Origin of the sequence: Thalassotalea litorea, assembly GCF_043642205.1 — a bacterium.
Lineage (GTDB): Bacteria > Pseudomonadota > Gammaproteobacteria > Enterobacterales > Alteromonadaceae > Thalassotalea_A > Thalassotalea_A litorea.
Genome location: NZ_JBHZSG010000001.1, coordinates 73,053 through 92,365 on the forward strand (window position 1 = coordinate 73,053; position 19,313 = coordinate 92,365).

Below are 19,313 nucleotides of genomic sequence, written 5' to 3' on the forward strand. Positions count from 1 at the left end.
ACCCTGTCCTGAGGTGTCGCTAGTTGCTTTTTGTCTAGTCATATTCTATCGGCAAAATCCATTGTGAGCAATTACCCGTCAATATAACATTATTTGATTGTTAAAGACAGTTATTGATTGCTTTCTGCGTTTTTGAAAATGGCGTGACGGCTTGGCTTTGGGCGCCATTAACGTGAGATAAAATCAACCGATTGTTAACAACCTGAATTGATGAAGAATAAACATCTGTATCTGGCGCGCTTTCAGCCTAAGGCTTTTCGCTAATTAGATAACTAACGCTCATAAATAATCTATTTCGCTCATTTACAATCATGTCGTCCGTGGTTAAAATGCCTCAAGGTGATATTTTTTCATCTTATACTCACGTGCCTTAGTTGGGTTAAGCAACAGTCAAGGTTACGCAACGTAGGTTTGGACATAGATACGGTTGAGCAAAGCTCGCATTGACGATTGTCAGAAAATAAAAAGAAAGATTAAGGATGTAGAGTGGAAGTAGCAATCCTGGGTGAATGCATGGTGGAGCTGAGTCAGCAACCGGATGGTCATTATAAAATGGGCTTTGGCGGAGACACGCTAAACACCGCTATTTATTTGAGTCGCTGCGGTGGACGTTGCGATTATTTTACCGCCATCGGAGATGACCTATACAGTGCACAAATGAAGGCGGAGTGGCAAAAGGAAGGTGTCGGCGTTAATCACGTTATCACACGTGCTGGAGCAAATTCAGGTTTATACATTATCGAAAATGATGACCACGGAGAACGTCACTTTCATTACTGGCGTGACACTGCGCCAGCGCGGGAATTACTTACCATTGCCCCGGATATTTTCACCATATTGATGGATTACCCGCTGCTGTTCCTTACCGGCATTACGCTTTCGATATATTCAGATGCGGATCGGGAAACCTTGTTTGCGTTTCTTAAACGCTATCGCTTAAATGGTGGCCGGGTGGTGTTTGATAACAACTATCGTCCACGTAATTGGCATTCTCAGGCCGATGCAATCCACGCCTATCAATCGATGATGGAAAATACCGATATCGGGCTAATCAGTCTTGAAGATGAAATCGCTTTATATGGTGAACACCAGGTTGAAGCTTGTATGGAGCGCTGGATTAGTAAGGGTGTTTGTGAGCTGGTCGTCAAGAATGGCGAACAAGGCTGTACGGCGTATCACCAGCAACAATACGTGTTTGTACCGCTACCAAACGTCGTTAAACCGCTGGATACGACCGCGGCAGGCGATTCCTTTAATGGCGCATATCTGGCAGCGCGAATGCAGGGTAAACCGCTTGAACGTTGCATAACCGATGCGCAACATTGCGCCGGGGTGGTGATCATGCATAAAGGGGCAATTATTGATAAAGGCATCCCCTTACAGCCCGGAGACCTGGCGTGATGATTAAAAATATAATATCTCACCTGATTTTGGCTTTGGCGCTGGTTTTGAGTGGCTGCGGACAAGATCATCAAGCCAATGTGTCGATTCGCCTGGCTCATGGTCTGGACATTCAACATCCCGTGCACAAATCCCTGCAGTACATGGATCAGCAACTTCAAACGATATCATCTGGTCAAATGCGTTTAGAGATCTATCCTTCCGGTCAGTTGGGTTCGGAGCGGGAAATTATCGAACTTTTGCAGATTGGCACGCTCGGGATGACCAAGGTATCCGCTAGTTCTCTTGAAGCTTTTGTACCTGAGATGAAAGTGTTTAGTGTGCCGTACCTGTTTAATGACCAAGCACATTATTGGAAAACCTTAGACAGTGATATTGGTAAAGCGTTATTAGATGCGGGATTGGAATATCGGGTCAAAGGCCTGGGTTATTTTGATGCAGGCAGTCGTAGTTTTTATACAACGGCGAAAAAAGTAGAACAGCCAGCCGACTTAAATGGTTTAAAAATACGGGTTATGAACAGTCAGTCTGCTGTCGACATGGTGAATACGATCGGTGGTGCAGCAACGCCGGTAAGTTGGGGGGAACTTTATACCGCATTACAACAGGGCATTGTCGAAGGTGCGGAAAATAATCCGCCAAGCTTCTTTTATTCTAAGCATTACGAAGTAAGTAAGTACTTTCTTCTTGATGAACATACCTCGATTCCAGACATTATCATTATCGGTACACATTTGTGGAACAAACTTTCAGAGCAGCAACGTCACTGGCTTAATGAGGCAATGACAAGGGCGACTCATTACCAAAAAGAACTGTGGGCCGAATCGACAAAAATGTCATTGCAAAAAATCCAGGAAGCTGGCGTTGAAGTACTTATCGCGGATAAAACCCTGTTTCAGAACAGCGTACAACCCATCTATCAACAGTTACAGGGGCAGCCGCTCGGCGAGCTTGTGAATGACATTAAAGCGTTGGGAGCATTGCAATGAAATGGTTAGACCTCAGTATAGAGGCGATTAATACCTTATTAAGGGGACTACTTGCGGTGATGATGACACTGCTCGTTCTTGTCGTAACCTGGCAGGTGTTAACCCGATTTATTTTGCCACAACCGAGTTCGTTTACAGAAGAAATGGCACGGTTTTTACTTATCTGGGTCAGTTTACTCGGGGGTGCTTATGCCTATCGCCTGCATAGTCATCTCGGGTTCGATTTGTTGGTCAGAAATTTACCGCCGAAAAAAGCCATTACCTTGTATCGATTTTGTTGTCTTCTAGTCGCGATATTCGCAATATTGGTTCTTATTGTCGGTGGCAGCAATTTAGTTTCTCTGACCTGGTCGTTGGGACAAAACTCACCGGTACTTAATGTACCGATGGCGGCAATCTACTCAGTGCTGCCGTTAAGTGGAGTGTTGTTTCTTATCTATAGCCTGTTTTTCTTTATTTATGCTGACCATCACGCGCCTTCTTTGAGGCGGGAAGTGAGCGTTGATCACCGTGAGGGTAACGCCAATGACTAGTTTGCTTCTATTTGGTGTATTTGCACTGTTACTACTGATTAATTTACCGATTGCTTTGGCAATCATCTTTGCGACGCTGGTCACTATGGTGGCGACCATTGATTCGCTACCGGCGCTGACCACCATAGCTCAGCGACTGGTTGCGGGTATCGATAGCTTTGCACTGTTAGCAATCCCGTATTTTATCTTATCGGGGTTTTTAATGGGCCAGGGTGGGATCGCACATCGGCTGATCGTCTTTGCTAAGGTGTTAGTGGGGCGATTACCCGGCGGTCTGGCGATAGTCAACGTTATCTCTTGTGCGCTGTTTGGTTCCATTTCTGGTTCAGCGGTCGCTGCAACGTCGGCGATTGGCGGATTTATGATCCCGGCGATGGAAAAAGAAGGGTATAAAAAGTCATTCAGCACCGCCGTAACCGTTACTGCGGCGACTACCGGGATGTTGATCCCGCCCAGCAATATTTTGATTATTTATTCTCTGGCAAGTGGTGGTGTGTCGATTGCCGCGCTATTTATTGCCGGATATCTGCCAGGACTTTTGGTTACCTTGTTGCTCATCGTAGGTGCGGTGATTTATGTGAAGCGACATAACATTTCGCCTGTGTCAGCACAAACCATTGAGCCCTTTTGGCCGTCGCTATTTGGAGCAATTCCGAGTCTGTTCTTGATAGTGCTGATTATTGGCGGCATCATCGCAGGTGTGTTTACCCCTACCGAAGCCGGTGCAATAGCGGTTTTATATTCACTGTGTTTATCCTTGGTGTTCTACAAAGAACTGCAGCTCAAAGATTTATACCCGATATTAATAAAATCGGTATTAACAACAGCAATTGTAATGTTGTTAATCGGCGCTTCCTCTGCAATGTCGTGGCTGATGTCCTATGAAACTATCCCGCAATCTATCAGTAACGTGTTGTTGACCTTGTCACAGAATCCGTTGTTGATTCTGCTGATCATAAATTTGACGTTGTTGATCATTGGCACGTTTATGGATATGACACCAGCTGTCTTAATTTTCACGCCTATCTTTTTGCCGGTCGCTGAGTCGTTAGGAATTTCGCCGCTGCACTTTGGCATTATGATGATTTTAAACCTATCGATAGGTTTATGTACGCCACCTGTGGGCAGTGTTCTATTTGTTGGCTGTAGCGTCGGTAAGGTGGGTATCAGTGAGATTATTAAACCAATTTTGCCGTTGTATGTGGCAATGATTTTAGCGCTTGTGTTGGTGACCATGTTCCCGGCAATCAGCGAATTTTTACCGAAATTGCTGGGCCTTATTTAGTTCAGTTGAATAACATTCAGGAATCAATTTTATGCAAGAATATTTACAATCTCAGTTTGGCTTGGAAGGCAAAGTTGCAATCGTAACTGGTGCCAGCAGAGGCCTCGGGCAGGCGATGGCGATAGCCTTAGGTGAAGCAGGTGCTACGGTGGTTGCCGTAGGCTCAAAGCCGGAAAATGTTCAGGCAACGGCCGATATGTTAAGTGCCAAAGGAATCAAGCATATCGGGCTTGGTTGCGATCAGGGCGATGGTGCGCAAATCCAGAAAGTCATTAATGACACCGTCGCCGAATTCGGAAAAATTGACATTCTTGTTAATAACGCGGGGACAATCAAGCGATCTCCTGCTCATGAATTCAGTGATGAAGATTGGGAAGAGGTGATTAACGTTAACCTCAATGGCGTTTTTCGATTTTGCCGCGAAGCCGGTAAACACATGCTTAAACAAGGATCAGGAAAAATTATCAATATCGCGTCGTTATTGAGTTTTTCCGGTGGTATTACCGTTCCAGCTTATGCCGCGAGCAAGGGTGGAGTGGCACAAATCACCAAGGCGCTCGCGAATGAGTGGGCTCAGTCTGGTATTCAGGTGAACGCCATTGCCCCAGGATATTTTGAAACCGATAACACCTTCAATCTGCGTCAGGATCAAGAGCGATTTGACAGCATATCGGCTCGAATCCCAGCGGGCAGATGGGGCAAGCCGGATGATTTAGGCCCAGCAACGGTCTTTTTGGCCAGTAATGCGTCTAATTATATGAATGGCCACATCATGCTAGTTGATGGCGGCTGGATGGCTCGCTAACGCTAGCTCAAATTCAATTTAACAATCAGAGTTAAGGAGTTCTTATGGACTTTATGTTTTCTGCAGATATCAGAAGCTACAAAAATATGCGTAATGACGAGTTACGTGAAGCGTTTGTGACCAAACCTTTATTTAGCGCAGGTGCGATCAATCTGACTTATACCGATGTGGATCGTGGTGTTGTTGCCGGGATTATGCCTACCAGCCAGAGCATTGTCTTACCCACTCACAAAGAACTTGCCGCCGATTATTTTTGCCAACGACGCGAGGCTGGCGTCATCAATATTGGTGGCAATGGTACGATTACGGTAGATGGTGTTTCCTACCCAATGGCCAACAAAGATAGTTTATATATCGCCAAAGAAAGCAAAGATGTTGAGTTTTTCTCCGCAGATGAAAATGCACCTGCAAAGTTTTATTTGGTGTCTTATCCCGCACATCGAGTAACCAAAACCGTGCATGTGCCAAAGGAAGCGGCCCAGTCAATTGAGTTAGGGTCGCAACAGACATCCAATGAGCGCACCATCTTTCAATCAATCCGTCCAGGGTTGGTCGACAGTTGCCAATTGGTAATGGGGATAACGGAATTGAAACCGGGTAGTGTTTGGAACACCAAACCACCGCATACGCATTTTCGTCGTACCGAAATATATATGTACTTTGACCTTCCTGTCGATGAACGTGTTTTCCATTTGATGGGTGAGCCTAAAGAAGTGCGCTCACTGTCATTGGAACCAGAAGTTGCAATCGCGTCACCAAGCTGGTCGATTCATAGTGGCGTTGGTACCACCAACTATACCTTTATCTGGGCTATGGGTGGCGAAAATCAGGAATTCGACGACATGGATCACCTTACCGTTGCTGACCTGAAATAAATCTGCTGTGGATGGATAGGGACTGATCATTGATATGCATCTGTCCCATTATCGCGGTCAACTGGTTTTAAACTTTATTTTTGCGCTGGTGCTCAAATCAGTAACCAGGAATGTTACACCTTAAATTTAGGAATTGTTATGTCAATAATAGCGTTTCCCTGCGAGACATTAATTACCGAAAAGCGTTGCTCTTTGTTACCTGCAAACGTCAAAGCCTATTGTCTAATGGGGGCACAAGTTCACATTGAGCAAGGATTTGGTGCAAGACTGAACATCAGCGATCAGGAATATTCCGATGCCGGTGCGACGGTCGTACAAAGTAGACAGGAGCTATTAACAAACGCCGATCTTGTATTGACCGTTGATAAGCTACCAGAATCGCAACTGCGCTATCTCAATGGTAAAGTTGTGGTGAGCTTCTTAGACCCATTTAATGATGTGAGTTACGTGCAATGTTTAAAAAAACATAATGTTACCAGCATCAGTATGGAGATGATCCCGCGTTCGACTCGTTGTCAGAAAATGGATGCCTTAAGTTCACAAGCGAGTCTGGCAGGGTATGTTATGGTCGCGAAAGCGGTGTCAGAGTTAAACCGTATTCTGCCTATGATGATGACCGCTGCCGGCACGATTAAACCGGCGAAAGTTTTTATTATTGGTGCCGGTGTTGCGGGTTTACAAGCGATAGCTACGGCAAAACGGCTGGGAGCTACCGTTACGGCTTTTGATACCCGCAGTGTGGTGGCCGAGCAGGTACGTTCTTTAGGCGCTAAATTTTTGGAAATTGATCTGGGCGAAACCGGCCAGACCAATCAAGGCTATGCGACAGCATTGACAGCGGAGCAGTTGGCCCGGCAACAGGCAGAGCAGGAAAAATGCATTATCGACTCTGATATTGTAATCACCACGGCGCAATTATTTGGAAGAAAACCGCCTAGATTAATTAATAAGCAAACCATTGAGCGAATGAAACCAGGATCGGTGGTCGTTGATATGGCAGCAAAAAGTGGTGGTAATGTTGAAGGTTCCATCCCTGGCGATTATACATTGATCAATGGCGTAACTATCATCGGCACTGGAAACTGGACCAATGATGTTGCTTACAATGCTTCGCAAATGTATGCCAATAACCTGTTTAATTTAGTCAATGAGTTTTGGTCTGCAGAACAGCATTTGTTTGCCGTTGAACTGGAAGATGATATTCAGGCCAACGCCGTGATCACGCATGCTGGAAATATTGTAAATACGTTGATTCAAAATCATTACCTTGAACTTAACATGGCTCAAGAATCGATTCCTCCCAAGCCATCAATTACTACGTCGGGAGAAAACATTACCGCGAAAGCTGAACCTGTAGGGAGTATGTCATGACAGCTATATACCTTTTATTTATCTTAATGTTAGCAATATTTGTTGGCTTTGAATTAATCCGTAAAGTCCCTGCGACGTTACATACGCCGCTAATGTCTGGCGCCAATGCGATTTCCGGAATTACAGTGCTGGGTGCTATCACTATCGCTGGTAAAGGCTATGAAGAATGGGCAACCTGGCTTGGTGCTGCCGCCGTATTGTTAGCCACCATTAATGTCGTTGGTGGTTACATGGTAACCGACCGCATGCTAGCCATGTTCAAAAAGCGTTAAGGGATCATCATGACCGATTACTCAATAATAATAAATTTTGTTTATGTTCTCAGTGCCACTTTATTTATTTTTGGATTAAAGCTTCTCAGCCATCCGTCGACGGCCAGAAAAGGCAATTTATTGTCGGCATTAGCAATGTTTGTCGCGGTTATCGTAACCTTGCTTGATCAGCAGATTATTTCCTTTGAATTGATTCTGGTTTGTTTTGTTATTGGTTCCATTCTTGGGGTGATTGCTGCCCGGAAAGTGGCCATGACCTCGATGCCAGAATTGGTATCGTTATTTAATGGTATCGGTGGTTTGGCTAGTCTTGCGGTTGCTTATGCGACGCTGGTGGGAGGTGAAAACCTGTCCGTATTTATCATTTTAGTCAGTTTTGTTGCATTGCTTATCGGTGCAATTACATTTTCAGGAAGTATTGTTGCCTGGGCTAAACTGAGTGAGCGCATGATTGGACGACCTATCGTTTTTAAGGGCCAGATCTTTGCCAACATCGCACTATTGTTAGGTATTTTGCTTAGTGCGGTTTTAATTTGTGTGCAGCCAGAAGTTGCGACCTGGCATTATTTAGCCATCGGACTTGCGTTGTTGATGGGGGTTATGCTGGTTTTGCCAATTGGTGGTGCTGACATGCCAGTGGTTATTTCACTCCTAAATAGTTACTCCGGCCTTGCAGCTTGTGCCGCGGGATTCGCATTAGAAAATAACCTGCTGATTGTCGCTGGTGCGCTGGTAGGCGCGAGTGGCATTATCCTGACCAATATCATGTGTAAAGCGATGAATCGTTCCCTCATGAATGTAATGACGTCAGGTTTTCAAGCGGTACAAACCAGCGATATGAAAATTGAAGGGGAAATAAAGCCTCTTTCCGCTGATGATGCTTACTATGTTCTGGAAGCAGCCCAATCGGTATTGGTAATTCCCGGCTATGGAATGGCGGTGGCGCAGGCCCAACACACGATGAAGGAACTGCAGGAGTTACTTGAGAGTAATGGTGCCGAAGTGTCTTATGCGATTCATCCTGTTGCCGGGCGTATGCCTGGTCATATGAATGTATTATTGGCTGAGGCGGATGTCTCCTATGAGCAATTGTTCGAAATGGATGAGGTAAACCCAAGAATCGAAGGTTATGACGTGGCAATCGTTATTGGCGCCAATGACGTTGTTAACCCGGCAGCCAGAGAGCTAAAAGGCAGCCCTATTTACGGCATGCCTGTGATTAATGCCGATCTTGCAAAAAATGTGTTTGTATTAAAAAGAGGCATGGCTACCGGTTTTGCCGGAGTCGATAACCCACTTTTCTTTAAACCTAATTGTCGAATGATTTTTGGGGACGCGAAAGAAACGTTAGGAAATCTGGTCAGACAGTTTGCGGATTAACGATTCAGATGGTTAATTCATTCAAAAAGCACCGCTTAGCGGTGCTTTTTTTTGCTGGAAGTTTCGTGCAAATATCATTCAGATAGGATGCTTCTGACACTTAATGATTGAATTTGATTATTAATGCTTGACTGTGTTCGTTAGGTCGGTAGTATGGCATTTATTAATAATAACTCGCTTAAGTCTGTCAAAATGGAGAGACAAAACTGATGCAAAGCCAGAAAAATGATTTTAGACACGTTAACTACAGTTGGGATGATGCCGTTGCCGATGAGTTAACAGAATTAGAAAGTTTGGTCTATCGTTCCAACATACTCGGTGCTGACCAACGTATTACCAATACCGGTGGTGGTAACACCTCAGCTAAGTTAATGGAAATTGATCCTTTGACCGGTGAAGATGTTGAAGTGTTATGGGTAAAAGGTTCTGGTGGTGATTTACGCACGGCAAAGGCGGAAAACTTTTCTTCTTTATATCAGGGCAAGCTGGAAGCGCTCGACGAAACCTACCAGAAGCAGCCTGAAACGGGTTATAAATCGGCAGGCGAAGATGCCATGATTGGCATGTATAAGCACTGTAATTTTTGTCTTAATCCACGTGCTTCTTCGATCGATACACCATTACATTCAATGATTGCTGATAAACATGTCGATCACTTGCATCCCAATGCCGTAATCGCGGTTGCCTCGTGTAAAGATCAGGAATCATTAACCGAAACGATCTGGGGTGGCAAAATGGCATACGTGCCATGGATGCGTCCAGGATGGGAAGCGGCAAAGGTTTGTGAGCAAGCCTATGCAGACAAACCGGATAGTGTCGGTATCTTGCTGGGGCAGCATGGCCATACAAACTGGAATAGTGAAAGTAAAAGCTGTTATGAAACATCACTTTGGGTGATTGAAACCGCAGCGCGCTATATTGAACAGCATGACAAGGGTGAAATGACTTTTGGTGGCCCAAAGGTAAGCAGTTTAGCGGACGCAGAACGCACGGAGTTATTGGCTAAGTTTCTACCTGTTGCCCGTGGTTTGCTGTCAAACAAAGTCAAATTCATTGCCACAGTGCAAAGCGATGAAAACGCCTTGCGTTTTGTCAATAGCGTTGATGCTCCGCGTTTAGCGAAACTTGGGACTTCTTGCCCAGATCATTTCTTAAGAACCAAAATTCAACCACTGTACGTTGACTTTGATCCTCAGCAAGATGATTTTGATACTTTGGTGACTAAGTTAAAGGCGGGTATCGAACAATATCGCATTGACTACACCGAATATTACAACAATTGTAAACGTGATGATTCCCCTGCCATGCGTGATCCTAGCCCAACGGTAATCCTGATCCCTGGTGTCGGCATTATCGGTTGGGGGAAAAATAAAAGTGAATCTCGAGTTACTACCGAGTTTTATAACTGTGCTATTGAAGTCATGCGTGGCGCGGAAGCGATCAGTGAATACACCGCTTTGCCACAGCAAGAAGCCTTTGATATTGAATACTGGGCATTGGAAGAAGCGAAATTACAGCGCATGCCAAAAGAAGCGCCACTCGCACGTGACGTCGTGGTGGTGATCGGTGCCGGAGACGGCATTGGCAAAGAAACGGCATTTCGCGTAGCGAAAGAAGGTGCCCATGTTGTATGTGCAGACCTTCGATTTGAAGCGGCGCAAAAAACCGCCGACGAACTTACCGCAATTTACGGCCAGGGTATTGGCGTTGCTGGTACGGGGATTTCAGGTTGTGGACCGGCGATTGCACAGGACGTTGATATTACCAACCGTGAAAGCGTTGCCAAAATGTTTGAACAGATTACGCTGGCGTACGGTGGTATTGATAAAGTGATCGTTACCGCTGGTGTCTTTTTAGCACCGGGTCAAGCGGGTATGAGCAATGACCAGATGTTTGATATTAGTTTTTCTGTCAACGTTAAAGGCGGCTATATCGTCGGTACCGAAGCGAATGAAATCTGGAAAGCTCAGGGATTGACAGGGGCTATGGTATTAACCACCAGTGTAAATGCCGCGGTTTCGAAAAAAGGTTCGCTTGCCTACGACACGAGTAAAGCAGCGGCCAACCACCTGGTGCGTGAGTTAGCGGTCGAATTGTCTCCGTTGGTGAACGTAAATGGATTGGCACCGGCCACGGTCGTTAAAGGCAGTACCATGTTCCCAAGGGATCGAGTTATCGCATCGTTAAGCAAATATAATGTTGAGTTTTCCGAATCTGATTCTGACGATGAATTACGGGATAAACTTGCAGGATTTTATGCCCAACGCACCTTGACCAAAAAGCCAATTACGCCTGCGGATCAAGCCGAAGCCGCGTATTTGTTAGTGTCTGGACAGTTGAGTAAAACGACCGGACAAATTATCAGTGTAGACGGTGGTTTACACGAAGCGTTCTTACGCTAAATCGAAGAATAAGAGTAGGAAAGAGCATGACTCAACGTATCGATAAAGCATTTATTGCAGAAGAAAATGCAAAATTAGCAGGCTTTTTAAAAGAAGATTATGAGGCACTGGGCAATCAATTAGCCCGTGACGATATCAATATTGAAGATATCACCGCTAAAGCCGAGCAATTTCAAATTGCGGTGCCTTCCTGGGGGACTGGTACCGGTGGTACCCGTTTTGCACGCTTTCCTGGCGAAGGTGAGCCTCGCAATATCTGGGAAAAGCTGGAAGATAGCGCGGTTATCAATGACTTATCACAGTGTACCGAGCGAGTATCGCCACATTTTCCCTGGGATAAAGTGGATGACTTTACGGAATTAAAGCAAACCTCGGACAGCTTAAACCTGAAATGGGATTCGATTAACTCCAACACGTTTCAGGATCAATCGGGCCAAGCGCATAGTTTTAAATACGGCAGTTTAAGCAACACCCGCGCGGAATCACGGGATTTGGCGATTCAACACAACTTAGATTGTATTGAATGGGGTAAAGCCTTGGGTTCCAAAACGTTAACGGTTTGGGTTGGTGATGGTTCTAACCATCCGGGTCAACAACATTTTCAAAGTGCGTTTGAGCGTTATCTTGACAGCATGAAGCAGATTTATGCAGGTCTGCCGAGTGATTGGGAATTGCACATTGAACACAAGATGTTTGAACCTGCGTTTTACTCAACCATTATTCAGGATTGGGGCAGTAACATTCTTGCGGCGATGGAGTTAGGACCACAGGCCAAATCTCTGGTGGATTTAGGGCACCATGCGCCGAACGTTAATATTGAAATGATCGTATCTCGTTTGATCCAGTTTAAAAAGTTGGGTGGTTTCCACTTTAATGATTCGAAATATGGTGATGATGATTTAGATAGCGGCAGTTTACATCCGTATCAACAGTTTCTTATTTTCAATGAGCTTGTCGATGCACAATACCGTAACCAGGAAGGTTTCGGACCGAACTATATGTTAGATCAATCGCACAACGTAACCGACCCAATCGAAAGTCTGATGAATTCAGCGGCGAGTGTTCAGCGCTCTTACGTTGCGGCATTGATTGTAGATCGTAAGAAGCTTAGCGGCTATCAACAGGACAATGATGCGTTGATGGCGAGTAACACGTTAAAGAAAGCCTTTACGACGGATGTGTCACCAATTCTTGAGATGGCACGTTTTAACCGAGGTGGGGCGATTGATCCCATCGCTGTGTATCGAGCATCGGGCTACCGGGCTCAGGCTGGCCGTGAACGTCCTAATAGTGGCGGTAACGGTTCAGGCATCGTGTAACGAATTTTACTATCCCTGTTGTTGTTTTTACACGAAGGAGTATTCCTTCGTGTTTTTTTTTAAGTCATTGCCCCATCACATTTTATTAGGAATTAATATGAATCTTTCCGATATCGTGCCCGCTGGAGTGGTCAGTGGTGAGCACCTCGAAACGCTTTATCGGGTAGCAAGAGAAAATGAATTTGCATACCCAGCCGTCAATGTCATCGGCACGAACTCTATTAACGCGGCATTGGAAGCTGCAAAGTTAGCCGGTTCTCCTGTCATTATTCAACTCTCTTATAGTGGTGCCGCATTTTTCGTCGGCAAAGGCGCAGATTTAACAGGACACCAACCGAGTATTCTTGGCGCTATTGCGGCCGCACATTATATTCATCGCGTGGCGAAATTTTATGGTGTGCCGGTCATATTGCACACCGATCACGCCGCAAAAAAACTACTGCCCTGGATTGATGGCCTGTTGGATGCTGGTGACGCGTATTTTCAGGAACATGGCAAGCCATTATTTAGCTCGCACATGCTCGACTTGTCGGAACAACCCCTCGAAGAAAATATTGAGATTTGCCGACGCTACCTTGAACGTATGGCGCCTTTGGAAATGGCGATTGAAATTGAACTTGGTTGCACCGGTGGTGAAGAGGACGGTGTGGATAATACCGAGATAGACAATGCCTTGCTGTATACCCAACCTCAAGATGTCGCGTATGCCCATGAGCAATTATCTACCGTCAGCAATGCGTTTACGATAGCAGCCTCCTTTGGCAATGTGCACGGAGTTTACAAGCCGGGAAATGTCAGATTGACACCCGAGATATTGAAAAACTCTCAGGCGTTTGTCAGTGAGGCATTTGAACTTGCGCAAAAATCGTTAAACTTTGTATTTCATGGTGGCTCTGGATCTAGCGCCGCAGAAATCAAAGAGGCGATCGGTTATGGCGTTATAAAGATGAATATTGATACCGATACGCAATGGGCATCCTGGTCGGGAGTACACCGCTATTATCAGAATAATAAAGGTTACCTGCAAAGCCAAATTGGTAATCCGGACGATGAAAATGCGCCCAATAAGAAGCATTATGATCCGCGAGTCTGGTTACGAGAGCTCGAGCAATCAATGGCTGCGCGCCTGCAACAGGCTTTTGCCGAACTTAATTGTCTATCGCGCTACAAATAGTGAACAGTGATTCTGACGGGATTTAATCAATCATTTAGAAATACATCGCATCAAAAACAATCATAAAGGGTCATTATATGTCTTTGGGATCGATTGGTGTTGATGTAATATAAATCGAAAATAATTAAACAATATTTTCAGTCTACTGGAAATGCGTACCTGGTTAGACAGGTACATTGAGTTTTGGGGAAACATATGAAAGCAAGAATAAGTCATTTGCTTAGGAATTTTTTAAATATTGCTTTGTTTGCAGGGGTGTCAACGAGTGCCCTGGCAGCAGACAAACCAAATATCATCTTTATTCTCACCGATGATCTAGGTTTTAACCAGGTTGGAGCCTACGGTAATACACCGATTAAAACACCAAACTTAGATCAAATGGCTAGCAACGGTATTCGTTTTGATCAAGCCTATTCGGGCAACACCGTCTGTTCGCCATCCCGAGTGTCATTGTTCACCGGTCGTGACGGCCGTTACATGGCAAACAACTCCAATACTGTCGAGCTTAATCATAAAGACATTACGCTTGCACATGTCCTGAAATATGCCGATTACGATACGACCTTAATTGGCAAATATTCTATCGGCCAACAAATGGGCGTAACCGATCCTTTAGCGATGGGGTTTGATACCTGGTATGGCATGTATTCCATTCTCGAAGGGCATAGACAATACCCACAGATTTTGTGGCGAGACGGACAGAAGATCCGTATTAAGGAAAATGAAGGTGGTCGCAAAGGTGCTTATGCACAAAGGCTATTCACCGATGAAGCGATTAGCTACATCAAACAAGCACGAGAAAACCCCTTTTTCATGATGCTGACTTATTCCTCTCCGCATGCGGAACTCGGCGTTCCTGAGCAGTTCAGTGAGCAATATCAGTTGTCAGAGAAACCGTATCATGGCATGACTGGAGGAACGCCAGCGGACAAGTATGCGGCCTATTACCCTGAGCCTGTAGAACAACCGAATGCCGTACTTGCGGGCATGGTCTCGGCATTGGATCATTATGTTGGGGAAATCCTCGACACCCTGGAGCAACAAGGTCAACTCGATAATACGATTATCATTTTCACATCTGACAATGGGCCACATGATGAAGGTGGTGCGGATCCGGAATTTTTCCAAGCCTCTGCACCGTATAAAGGTCAAAAACGAGATTTGTACGATGGCGGTATTCATGTACCTATGATTTTGCAATGGCCAGAAAAAATTAAACAAGGGCGAATCGACAATACGCCTTGGGCATTTGCGGATGTATTGCCGACGTTAGCGGATATTGCCGATGTTAATCTGAATATGGTGCCAAGAGTCAGCACTAATGGTGTATCCATTAAGGGCTTGTTAAGTGATAAACCAACGCCCATGCAAGAACGGATTCTATATTGGGAGTTTTCTAAACAGGTTGGCGATCCCAACTCAGGCATTATTGGCGATACCTATCAGGCTGCCCGAAAAGGTGATTGGAAAGCCGTTCGATATGGCTTTGATGCGCCACTTGAACTCTACAATATCATCGCTGATCCCAACGAGTCTAAGAATCTTGCCAAAGATCACAGTGAATTAGCAGAACAATTTTTGCAGTTATTTGAACAGTACAAATAACGGCACAGAGGTAGTCATGCAATCAATAAACGTTAATAAATTATTCCGTAAAAATGGGTGGTTCTTAAGCAGTGCCTTGATCCTGATTTCACTTTGTAGCGGTTGCGCTAACGATCAAGCGCCTGAACCGGACAATGCTGCGGTGCAATTAGTGGATTATTTCGCGGACAATGGTACCGGCAACCCATTAGCCATAGTCCAGCACCCTGCGGGTGAGCACCACAATGGTGTTACTTATGTATCTTATCAGGGGCCTTTCGAAGATCCTTATGTTGCAGCATACAATCATCAGACAAAAGAATGGCTCGGACCTTTCCGAGCCGGTACGAGTGAACTAGGGCGACGTGCAGAGCGCACGAAGTTTGATAATCATGGCAAACCCACATTATTGATTGATGATGCGGGCTATATTCATATTTTTTATGGCGGCCATGGCGGTGACAAACATCACGGCGACAACCCCTTAGGCAATGTTCATCATGGCGCCAATAAACATTCCATCTCTAAAAAGCCTCTGGACATTAGTGAGTGGGAAGAAATTGATAATATTTCTGTGTTTGGTACCTATAATCAGGCTTTAAAAATGGACAATGGCGATATCTATCTGTTTTATCGCCATGGCGCGCATCGCAGTGACTGGGTTTATCAAAAATCGACAGATAATGGCCGAACCTTCACACCACCGGTTTCTTTTTTGAAACATAAACGACGCGATGATGTAAACGCCGTTGATAGCTGGTACCCCTGGGTGGGTCATGGTCAGGGCAATGACATTATCGTCAGCTTTGATTATCACTTGTGCCGCGATTCAAGCGAACATAATCAAGGCCGGGGCCATACCGCAGAACGCCATGATATCTATTATATGAGCTTTGACACAGAGTCTGGAGACTGGACTAATGTCGAGGGCGAATCGCTATCGATACCTCTGACTCGCGAGGATGCAGAGCAAAAGACTTTGGTCAAACGCATCGACGATCTGTGGACATTCAATGGCTCTGTTCATCTCGACTCTCAGGGCTACCCGCATATTGCGGTTAATGCTGGTGAAGATAAAGGTGCGAAATCCGGCGGCCCTAAGCTAACCCGACATTTTCGTTGGGACGGCAAGCAATGGCTTGGCGGGGAGACGGTTAATGGCAGGGAAAGTGGTCAGTCACGAGGCGACTTTATGTTGTCAGCAACTAACGAAGTCAACTATATACTAGCCAGTGATTATGACAACGCTGGGGTAATCGCCTGGTGGCACAGCAAAAATGGTGGCGACACCTTTACCCAGGGAAAAACGCTTTTAACGCGCAAAAACTCGAGTTTTGCGATCACTTCAATAATCAAAAATGCCCATCCCGACGCTTTGGTTTTGGTTGCTGAAAAAATCCAGGACAACGCGGATCGAAAAATCTATCTGCTGGGCGAGAATGGGCCGGTGCCAAGAGCACGGCAAGAAGCAACATTAGAAAAAGATAAATCCACTTTTAAACAATGATCCAACAACAAGAAAATGATTAACAAATCGATGATAAATGAAAGTATTTAGGGTGTATTCATGCTTAATAAAATAACTAAGATGGCAATGTTGCCATTCGCTATAACATTCGGCTTAACTGGGTGTGGTGAAGCCAATCAACCGGCAAATGAATTATCGCAGCCCGTTGCACAAGTCACTACAACCTCGGCCGAATCCATACGTCAATCGGCCTATGACATCGCTAAGCGCGCAGGGCATTGGCAGATTGAACAGTTTGGTAATTTGTCGTATATCCCCGAGTCTCACCGTGAAAAATCGGAGAATCCGAAATTCTGGATTCAGGCAGCCTTTTATATTGGCCTGACAAAGTGGACCGAAATATCCCAGGATAAAGAATTTCTGGCCTATATGGAAAAAATGGCAGCAGAGCAGAACTATGAATTGTTAATCGACAGACCCTACCATGCCGATGACCATACGATTGGACAAACATATCTTTGGTTAACCGAGCAAACCAATAATCAACAGGCCTATAAGCCAACACAAGCGCATTTTGACTGGATTTTGGCGAACAAACCGGACGTTGGACTGACCATGTTAGACAGTACAGCAAGCGGTTCTGGAAACGTACACCAGGAAGGCAATTGTCAACTTCGTTGGTGTTGGGCTGATGCCCTGTTTATGGCGCCGAGAACCTGGCTTAAACTGTCAAATGTAACGGGTGATCCCAAATATTTTGAGTATGCCGATGCCGAATTCTGGGCGGCGGCAGACTATTTGTTTTCTGATCATTATGGTTTGTTTTTTCGCGATAGCCGTTACTTCGATATGAAAAGTGACAATGGCGAACCGGTTTTCTGGGGACGAGGAAATGGTTGGGTATTTGCAGCGCTACCATTGATCATTGATGATTTACCGCAAGGTCATCCATCGAAAGAGCGTTATTTGGCCCTTTACAAGAAAAATGCCGCGAGCCTGTTGAAGTTGCAAACGGCAGAGGGCTATTGGCCGGCATCCTTGATGGATCCCGAGAAAGTCAAAACACCTGAAGTTAGTGGTACTGGGTTTATCACCTATGGCCTTGCCTGGGGTGTTAACAACGGTATCTTAACCGAACCTGATGCCAAAGCGGTGGTTGAGAAAGGTTGGGCGGCGTTGACCAAAGCGGTAGAGCCAAGTGGACGTGTAAATTGGGTTCAGCATGTCGGTAAATCACCGGATCCTGTAAAGAAAACAGACTCACAATTATATGGCGTAGGTGCGGTGCTGTTAGCGGCCTCCGAAATGTCTAAGTGGCAAGAATAAGCAGATAAAACCTATTGATGGCTAGTATTCACTAGCCATTTTTTTATTTAGATTTCCCGGTCATCGGCATTGATAGCCGTTACCCGCTTGATATCGAAAAGCGAGAAACATAATGAAAGTACGCGCTTTGCTAAACATCGTCGGTTTGTCTGCCCTTGTGTATAGTTTGACCGGACTAAGTCCATCGGCTGCGCTGGAAGCGGAAGCCAATAAACTTAACGTGTTGATTGTCGATGGTCAGAATAACCATAAAGTATGGCCAGTCAGTACGGTAATGATGAGACAATATCTGCTGCAAACCGGATTGTTCTCCGTCGATGTTTATCGCACGGAGCCAGTCTGGCGCTTTGATTTTGAACTATCGGATAACGCTTTTCGCCAACACGCTCATAAATCCCATTTTAAAGTTGATGAACCAATCTCTGATCCGTCATTCAGGCCTGATTTTGAACGCTATGATGTGGTCGTTTCAAATTTTGGCTACAAGGCTGCACCGTGGCCAGAAGCGACGCAACAGGCATTTACAGCGTTTGTTGCCAATGGTGGTGGCTTTGTTTCGGTACATGCCGCCAATAATGCGTTTCCAGACTGGCCCGAATATAACCTGTTAACAGGGCTTGGCGGCTGGGGCGATCGTGATGAGCATGCAGGACCTTATGTGTATTTTGATGAGCAGGGTCAAAAGGTTATTGATCATTCAAAAGGTCCTGCGGGTGCGCATGGCAACAAACATGAATTCCAAATCCGTCAACGGAATGTTCATCCAATTACCGCAGATCTGCCGCAAGTCTGGATGCATAGCAAAGACGAGTGTTATGGCAAGCTTAGAGGCCCTGCAGTAAATATGAACATTATCGCTACCGCTTATTGCCCTGCAGAAAAGCAGGGAACGGGACGCCATGAACCCGCACTGATGACGATTACGTATAAGCAGGGGCGTATATTCCATACTACGTTAGGGCACCAACAAGAATCCTTTGAGAGTGTCGGCTTTATTGTCACCTTTACCCGAGGCGTGCAATGGGCCGCTACGGGCGAAGTGACACTGGCAAAACCACAGGATTTTCCTAGCGAAAATGCTTCGTCCCGCCGACCATTTATCATCGATACATCAACCCATAATAATTAA

16 protein-coding genes are annotated in these 19,313 nt (G+C 45.4%); all 16 read left to right on the top strand.

Annotated elements, in window-relative coordinates; all coding sequences use genetic code 11:
• Positions 1 to 486: 486 nt before the first annotated feature.
• The 16 genes from ACHUFQ_RS00270 (at position 487) to ACHUFQ_RS00345 (ending at position 19,313) form a co-directional block, all read left to right on the top strand.
• Positions 487 to 1,401 carry a sugar kinase gene (locus ACHUFQ_RS00270; RefSeq protein WP_394171873.1) on the top strand — a complete coding sequence of 305 codons (915 nt, stop codon included), beginning with the start codon at positions 487 to 489 and terminating at the stop codon, positions 1,399 to 1,401.
• Positions 1,401 to 2,390: a TRAP transporter substrate-binding protein gene (locus tag ACHUFQ_RS00275; RefSeq protein WP_394171875.1), complete on the top strand. Its 990-nt coding sequence runs from the start codon at positions 1,401 to 1,403 to the stop codon at positions 2,388 to 2,390. Before ACHUFQ_RS00270 ends, ACHUFQ_RS00275 begins: the two co-directional genes overlap by 1 nt.
• Positions 2,387 to 2,923, top strand: coding sequence for a TRAP transporter small permease (locus ACHUFQ_RS00280; protein ID WP_394171877.1), 537 nt, complete (start codon positions 2,387 to 2,389; stop codon positions 2,921 to 2,923). The genes ACHUFQ_RS00275 and ACHUFQ_RS00280 overlap by 4 nt, the downstream gene beginning before the upstream one ends.
• Positions 2,916 to 4,208, top strand: coding sequence for a TRAP transporter large permease (locus ACHUFQ_RS00285; RefSeq protein ID WP_138319404.1), 1,293 nt, complete (start codon positions 2,916 to 2,918; stop codon positions 4,206 to 4,208). Before ACHUFQ_RS00280 ends, ACHUFQ_RS00285 begins: the two co-directional genes overlap by 8 nt.
• Positions 4,209 to 4,239: 31 nt before the next feature.
• The gene (gene kduD / locus ACHUFQ_RS00290; RefSeq protein ID WP_394171879.1) at positions 4,240 to 5,013 is read left to right on the top strand and encodes a 2-dehydro-3-deoxy-D-gluconate 5-dehydrogenase KduD; all 774 of its coding nucleotides are present in this window, start codon (positions 4,240 to 4,242) and stop codon (positions 5,011 to 5,013) included.
• Positions 5,014 to 5,057: 44 nt separating this feature from the next.
• Positions 5,058 to 5,888, top strand: coding sequence for a 5-dehydro-4-deoxy-D-glucuronate isomerase (gene kduI, locus ACHUFQ_RS00295; protein WP_394171881.1), 831 nt, complete (start codon positions 5,058 to 5,060; stop codon positions 5,886 to 5,888).
• Positions 5,889 to 6,026: 138 nt separating this feature from the next.
• Complete coding sequence (locus ACHUFQ_RS00300) at positions 6,027 to 7,259, top strand: NAD(P) transhydrogenase subunit alpha (protein ID WP_394171883.1); 1,233 nt, start codon at positions 6,027 to 6,029, stop codon at positions 7,257 to 7,259.
• Positions 7,256 to 7,531, top strand: a complete 276-nt coding sequence (locus ACHUFQ_RS00305; protein ID WP_394171885.1) for an NAD(P) transhydrogenase subunit alpha — start codon at positions 7,256 to 7,258, stop codon at positions 7,529 to 7,531. Before ACHUFQ_RS00300 ends, ACHUFQ_RS00305 begins: the two co-directional genes overlap by 4 nt.
• A gap of 9 nt (positions 7,532 to 7,540) precedes the next feature.
• Complete coding sequence (locus tag ACHUFQ_RS00310) at positions 7,541 to 8,911, top strand: NAD(P)(+) transhydrogenase (Re/Si-specific) subunit beta (RefSeq protein ID WP_394171887.1); 1,371 nt, start codon at positions 7,541 to 7,543, stop codon at positions 8,909 to 8,911.
• 209 nt (positions 8,912 to 9,120) lie between these two features.
• A complete protein-coding gene (locus tag ACHUFQ_RS00315; RefSeq protein ID WP_394171889.1) occupies positions 9,121 to 11,313 on the top strand; it encodes a bifunctional rhamnulose-1-phosphate aldolase/short-chain dehydrogenase in 2,193 nt (730 codons plus the stop codon).
• Positions 11,314 to 11,339: 26 nt separating this feature from the next.
• The gene (rhaI, locus tag ACHUFQ_RS00320; RefSeq protein ID WP_394171864.1) at positions 11,340 to 12,632 is read left to right on the top strand and encodes an L-rhamnose catabolism isomerase; all 1,293 of its coding nucleotides are present in this window, start codon (positions 11,340 to 11,342) and stop codon (positions 12,630 to 12,632) included.
• Positions 12,633 to 12,729: 97 nt separating this feature from the next.
• Positions 12,730 to 13,806, top strand: coding sequence for a class II fructose-bisphosphate aldolase (fbaA, locus tag ACHUFQ_RS00325; protein ID WP_394171890.1), 1,077 nt, complete (start codon positions 12,730 to 12,732; stop codon positions 13,804 to 13,806).
• A 195-nt stretch (positions 13,807 to 14,001) separates the two neighbouring features.
• Positions 14,002 to 15,411, top strand: a complete 1,410-nt coding sequence (locus ACHUFQ_RS00330) for a sulfatase-like hydrolase/transferase (RefSeq protein WP_394171892.1) — start codon at positions 14,002 to 14,004, stop codon at positions 15,409 to 15,411.
• Between the two features lie 16 nt (positions 15,412 to 15,427).
• Positions 15,428 to 16,897 (top strand): BNR-4 repeat-containing protein, encoded by a 1,470-nt coding sequence (locus ACHUFQ_RS00335; protein WP_394171894.1) that lies wholly within the window; start codon positions 15,428 to 15,430, stop codon positions 16,895 to 16,897.
• 60 nt (positions 16,898 to 16,957) lie between these two features.
• Complete coding sequence (locus ACHUFQ_RS00340) at positions 16,958 to 18,184, top strand: glycoside hydrolase family 88/105 protein (RefSeq protein ID WP_394171896.1); 1,227 nt, start codon at positions 16,958 to 16,960, stop codon at positions 18,182 to 18,184.
• Positions 18,185 to 18,296: 112 nt separating this feature from the next.
• A complete protein-coding gene (locus ACHUFQ_RS00345; protein ID WP_394171898.1) occupies positions 18,297 to 19,313 on the top strand; it encodes a ThuA domain-containing protein in 1,017 nt (338 codons plus the stop codon).

Coding starts and splice junctions, on each gene's coding strand:
- ACHUFQ_RS00275 (WP_394171875.1), top strand. CDS start 1,401: ATGATTAAAAATATAATATCTCACCTGATTTTGGCTTTGGCGCTGGTT.
- ACHUFQ_RS00280 (WP_394171877.1), top strand. CDS start 2,387: ATGAAATGGTTAGACCTCAGTATAGAGGCGATTAATACCTTATTAAGG.
- ACHUFQ_RS00285 (WP_138319404.1), top strand. CDS start 2,916: ATGACTAGTTTGCTTCTATTTGGTGTATTTGCACTGTTACTACTGATT.
- kduD (WP_394171879.1), top strand. CDS start 4,240: ATGCAAGAATATTTACAATCTCAGTTTGGCTTGGAAGGCAAAGTTGCA.
- kduI (WP_394171881.1), top strand. CDS start 5,058: ATGGACTTTATGTTTTCTGCAGATATCAGAAGCTACAAAAATATGCGT.
- ACHUFQ_RS00300 (WP_394171883.1), top strand. CDS start 6,027: ATGTCAATAATAGCGTTTCCCTGCGAGACATTAATTACCGAAAAGCGT.
- ACHUFQ_RS00305 (WP_394171885.1), top strand. CDS start 7,256: ATGACAGCTATATACCTTTTATTTATCTTAATGTTAGCAATATTTGTT.
- ACHUFQ_RS00310 (WP_394171887.1), top strand. CDS start 7,541: ATGACCGATTACTCAATAATAATAAATTTTGTTTATGTTCTCAGTGCC.
- ACHUFQ_RS00315 (WP_394171889.1), top strand. CDS start 9,121: ATGCAAAGCCAGAAAAATGATTTTAGACACGTTAACTACAGTTGGGAT.
- rhaI (WP_394171864.1), top strand. CDS start 11,340: ATGACTCAACGTATCGATAAAGCATTTATTGCAGAAGAAAATGCAAAA.
- fbaA (WP_394171890.1), top strand. CDS start 12,730: ATGAATCTTTCCGATATCGTGCCCGCTGGAGTGGTCAGTGGTGAGCAC.
- ACHUFQ_RS00330 (WP_394171892.1), top strand. CDS start 14,002: ATGAAAGCAAGAATAAGTCATTTGCTTAGGAATTTTTTAAATATTGCT.
- ACHUFQ_RS00335 (WP_394171894.1), top strand. CDS start 15,428: ATGCAATCAATAAACGTTAATAAATTATTCCGTAAAAATGGGTGGTTC.
- ACHUFQ_RS00340 (WP_394171896.1), top strand. CDS start 16,958: ATGCTTAATAAAATAACTAAGATGGCAATGTTGCCATTCGCTATAACA.
- ACHUFQ_RS00345 (WP_394171898.1), top strand. CDS start 18,297: ATGAAAGTACGCGCTTTGCTAAACATCGTCGGTTTGTCTGCCCTTGTG.